Origin of the sequence: Microcystis sp. M169S2, assembly GCF_020245865.1 — a bacterium.
GTDB lineage: Bacteria > Cyanobacteriota > Cyanobacteriia > Cyanobacteriales > Microcystaceae > Microcystis > Microcystis ichthyoblabe_A.
On the sequence record NZ_JADBUB010000108.1, the window covers coordinates 1 to 4396 of the forward strand.

At 43.7% G+C, this 4396-nt stretch carries 4 protein-coding genes and 1 tRNA gene; 3 read left to right on the forward strand and 2 right to left on the reverse strand.

Features of this window, described 5'->3' with window-relative positions; translation table 11 throughout:
• Window positions 1–197 precede the first annotated feature (197 nt).
• From speB to IM485_RS11430, 3 genes are all read left to right on the forward strand, one after another.
• The gene (gene speB / locus IM485_RS11420; RefSeq protein ID WP_287743127.1) at window positions 198–1097 is read left to right on the forward strand and encodes an agmatinase; all 900 of its coding nucleotides are present in this window, start codon (window positions 198–200) and stop codon (window positions 1095–1097) included.
• Window positions 1098–1143: 46 nt separating this feature from the next.
• A tRNA-Val gene (locus IM485_RS11425) sits at window positions 1144–1217 on the forward strand.
• An 80-nt stretch (window positions 1218–1297) separates the two neighbouring features.
• Window positions 1298–2347 carry a Rieske 2Fe-2S domain-containing protein gene (locus IM485_RS11430; protein ID WP_104397608.1) on the forward strand — a complete coding sequence of 350 codons (1050 nt, stop codon included), beginning with the start codon at window positions 1298–1300 and terminating at the stop codon, window positions 2345–2347.
• A gap of 118 nt (window positions 2348–2465) precedes the next feature.
• Here IM485_RS11430 and IM485_RS11435 read toward each other — a convergent pair whose 3' ends face one another.
• Both IM485_RS11435 and IM485_RS11440 read right to left on the reverse strand, forming a co-directional pair.
• Window positions 2466–3578, reverse strand: coding sequence for a hypothetical protein (locus tag IM485_RS11435; protein ID WP_104397609.1), 1113 nt, complete (start codon window positions 3576–3578; stop codon window positions 2466–2468).
• Window positions 3579–3708: 130 nt separating this feature from the next.
• Window positions 3709–4023: a DUF1825 family protein gene (locus tag IM485_RS11440; RefSeq protein WP_002738222.1), complete on the reverse strand. Its 315-nt coding sequence runs from the start codon at window positions 4021–4023 to the stop codon at window positions 3709–3711.
• Between the last annotated feature and the right edge of the window lie 373 nt (window positions 4024–4396).

Genomic DNA, 4396 nt, shown 5'->3' on the forward strand with positions numbered 1-4396 from the left:
TGAGTCGATGGATACTTTCTCGGAACTTGCCTTTTCTTTGATCCGCCTCAAACCCCAGAAAAACCCTTATTTCTCCAAAGGGTTAACGGCTATGAGCCTTATAAAGCAAGCTTTTTAACTGTTCTGTCACCCCTTGAGCAAAAATAGTCAAAATATTTATAATAGGATATCGGACTAAAATTTTCTGTGACTTGCCCATGTTATTGTCTTGCGCCACCGGTAGCGAACAGTTTTTAGGGAGTGAAGCGATCGCATCTTACTCCACAGCTAAGGCCGTGATCCTGCCGATTCCCTACGAGGCCACCACCACCTATCGCAAGGGTTGTGAAACTGGACCGGCGGCGGTGATTACCGCTTCCCAACAATTGGAAGCTTATGACGAAGAACTTAAGAGGGAAACCTGTTTAGAAGTGGGCATCTATACCCATGATGCGATCGCCGATACCCGTCAGCAACCGCAATTGTCCGCCGAGGAGATGTTAGCCGTCACCACAGCTACAGTTTCGCGTTTAATTGCCGATGATAAATTTGTCGTCGCCGTCGGGGGTGAACACGCTATCACTACGGGAGTAGTACAAGCTTATCGACAAGCTTTATCGGAACCTTTTACGGTGGTTCAAATTGATGCCCATGGCGATATGCGTTTTGAGTACGAAGGCTCCCACCATAACCACGCCTGTGTGATGCGTCGGGTGTTAGAAATGGGTTTACCGACCTTACCCGTGGGAATTCGGGCTATTTGTCGAGAAGAAGCCGAATTAATCGCTAAACAGCAGATTCCCGTGATTTGGGATCGAGATATCGCCGGTGATCCGAATTGGATCGAAAAAGCGATCGCCAAAATTACCACAGAGAAGGTATTTTTAACCATAGACGTGGATGGCATAGATCCGGCTTTAATTCCGGGGGTGGGAACACCTGAACCGGGGGGGTTAAGTTGGCATCAAACCCTAGGCTTTCTCCGTCGTCTTTTCCAAACTCATCAGGTGATTGGCTGCGATGTGATGGAATTAGCCCCGATTAGTGATTCGGTGGTCTCGGAATTTACCACTGCCAAGTTAATTTATAAGTTAATTGGCTATCAATTTATTGCCTAGGGGCTTGCCTAATTAGAAGCAATCGTGTTATAATAGCAATTCGTGCGGACGTATAGCTCAGTTGGTTAGAGTACATCGTTGACATCGATGGGGTCACTGGTTCGAATCCAGTTACGTCCATAAATTATCTGCCCTAGTCTTGGTCATAATCTTCATTTCTAATGATAGGATCAACGATCGAAGCTCTCCAGAGAAACCCTATGACTAGCTTACTGCGCGACTTTTGGTATGTGGCCACACCGGCAAATAAACTGAAACCCGGTCAGCTAATGGCCAAAAAAATGCTAGGTGAACCGATTGTTGTCGGTAGGAGAGAGGATGGAGAAGTGTTCGCATTGCGGGACATTTGCCCCCATCGTGGCATTCCGCTGCACCATGGCTGGATTGAAGGAGATGGGGTGTACTGTTGCTATCATGGCTGGAAATTTAACACTAGCGATGGCGTTTGTTCTGAGATCCCCTCATTAACGGAACATGATCGCCTTGATATTAACAGAATTTGTGTCACCAGTTATCCCTGTCGTGAAATACAAGGTCATATCTGGGTGTTTATTCCGGCAGACTCAAAAAGAGAAATTAATAAAGAAAATCTGCCTCCTGTGCCGACTATTAGCGCTTTTGGCAAACTTACACCCAAAGTAGCCGAAACTATCACTTTTGATTGCAATATTGACCATGCAGTGGTGGGATTGATGGATCCGGCCCACGGTCCCTACGTTCATACTTCTTGGTGGTGGCGCAGCGGTCCGCGCAAATTTCGGGTCAAGGAAAAACAATACGAACCTGTTCCCTTCGGTTTTCGTCTTGCTCCCTATGATATGCCTGTAAGTGCGAAACCTTATAAAATTTTGGGTAATAAAGTATCGATTGAAATTGTTTTTGAATTGCCCTCGGTGCGTACAGAAATACTACGAGGCGATCGCCATTTAGCTTGTGCTTTTACGGCAATTACTCCCATCGATGAAAATCACTGCGAAGTCCATCAAAGTTTATACTATACGATTCCTTGGTTGGCATTTTTAACCCCTCTTTTGCGTTATTTAACCCTACAATTTCTTAAACAGGATCGCGATGTGGTGATTAAACAACAGGAAGGACTTAGTTATCATCCGGCTTTGATGTTAATTGATGATGCCGATACCCAGGCCAAATGGTATTATCGCCTTAAGCAAGAATACGAGAAATCTCAAGCAGAAAAACGGGATTTTGTCAACCCCATTAAAGCACAGATTTTACGATGGCGCAGTTAGAATTAAGTAGCTGGTTATAATTAAATTAAAAATGGATTTTAGGTTCGATCCCCCCTGCCCCCCTTGATAAGGGGGGTGTCTGATAATTTTTAACGCCTACCTACTTAGATCATTTTATTTAGGTTCTCACTAAGGATTTATTGACACTGGCCTCAATTTGATAAATAGAGGAAAGGACGCTACCTTGATGATTATTGACTAGATCGTATTTGACTTCTTGTAAATAATTAAAAATGGCATCCCGCAGAATCGGTTTTTCAATGTTTACCGTGTGCTGATAGTCCCATAAATCCCAAACTATCAAACCAATTCCCACGATTGGATCGATTAATTCTGCCCCAAAACTACTCGCTACTGCTCCACCGGTTTTAGTGGCAATTTTCGCCCCCGTTTTTCCCGCTAGGGACAAATAAACTGTGCTGCCCACTTTCATCACTGGGATGAGAGATTTAACTCCCAAAGCAGTGGCACCACCGACTAAAAGTTTAATTGATGTGTTAGAAATATTGCCCTCGGTATCTTGAATTGTTATGGCTATATCGCTAAGATAACGGTCCCATTTGCCTTGGGGAATTTGATAACTGGCCTGAATATTCTCTAATTCATTGCTTAAATTACTGACATATAAATTAACGGCATCCCTAGTAATTCTCTCTAGACGTAATTGGGCTTCTTGGGGACGAATTACCCGTTTAGTAAACTCGGTTTGAATAGTTTTGGTCAAATTTTCTGCCACCACCTGTTCCGGGGGTGGATTATCTGTATTGACCCAGTGAGCGATCGAGAAGTATAATCCGCTTAGAAAGGCCTTGCCCTCAAATTGTTTTTGATTGAAATAGTTAAAATACCAAGGCAGAAAACCCTGATCTACTCGTGTCATCAACTCCTCCACCCATCCCTCAATTTCTCCTAAAGCAAAGCTTTGAGAATTGGCTCTCGCTGTCTGTAAAGCTTGGCTAATTTCTCGATCAATTTGACTGTTAGATTTTTGGGGTATAGTGATGGGAATCTCTAGGTTAGTTTCGGTAGCAACCTTAGTTTTTAACGGTTCATTGCTGGTAGTTCCTAGCCAAATTTTCCCTAAAAGAGGCACGATAACCACTAGAACAACTATAGCCCAAATTAACGGGGTGATCGCCTTAATCAGTTGACTGATCGCCTGAATGCGGTTAGTTTTTTCACTATACTGAGGTGGCTCAATATTCTCTTGTGAATCTGGCCTGGAGTTCATCAGCTAACCTACTTAAAATTATTAGATCATTGTTCTCGAAAAACCGCAGAAACCCCAAATTTCCGAGCGGTAAACTGGAGAAGCCATTATCGGGTAGAAGACAGCCAAGACCCGATAAATATCGGCAATTTCAGCGAATTTCTGCCTTCATCCGCTCAAGGGTTTGCTGCATTTGGTCGAACATCATTTGCGGAGTCATGCCAAATTGACCTAATTGGGTTTTTAGCTGTTCTACAGTCATTTGGGCGGAGAAATCCTCAGATAACTCGAAACGCTTCATAAATATCTTGTAGCGTTCCATTAACTCCTCCATCCTATCGATAAAGATGATTTTACCCTCTCGATCGAATTTACCGTACTCGCTGCCCAGTTGTGTGAGAGACTGGTAATCCTCAAATAGCTGTCTAGCTTCCTGTTGAACCACTTCTGAGTCAAAGAATCCCATAATCTTAAAACGGCTTATCGTCGATAGTTATTCTCCATCCCATTTTATTTTAGCTGGGGAAAAAGTCTAGCTCCAACCCATTTACGGATTACCGTATTGGGGAAATCGAGAGGATCACAAACGGCCTCCCCTCGCGGTTTATCCTAAATCCAGTTATTAAAAACTGATTATCTATTCCCCCTTTTGCCTCTTGCCTCTTGCCTTTTGCCTATCCTGATATGTTACCTATACTTAGGGTTTGCTGAAAAAGTTTGTTGGTGGGGGCAGGGTGTAGGGTGTGGGGTGTAGGGTGTAGGGTTTTACCGATTTTGAGGTAGTCAGTTACCTAATTTTCAGGGAAAAAGTACCTGAATTCTACCCCCGATCCCTCCAA

What these genes read in the sequence shown, in the direction of transcription:
- IM485_RS11440 (WP_002738222.1), bottom strand. Translation starts at nt 4,023, where the DNA reads ATGGGATTCTTTGACTCAGAAGTGGTTCAACAGGAAGCTAGACAGCTA.
- IM485_RS11430 (WP_104397608.1), top strand. Translation starts at nt 1,298, where the DNA reads ATGACTAGCTTACTGCGCGACTTTTGGTATGTGGCCACACCGGCAAAT.
- speB (WP_287743127.1), top strand. Translation starts at nt 198, where the DNA reads ATGTTATTGTCTTGCGCCACCGGTAGCGAACAGTTTTTAGGGAGTGAA.
- IM485_RS11435 (WP_104397609.1), bottom strand. Translation starts at nt 3,578, where the DNA reads ATGAACTCCAGGCCAGATTCACAAGAGAATATTGAGCCACCTCAGTAT.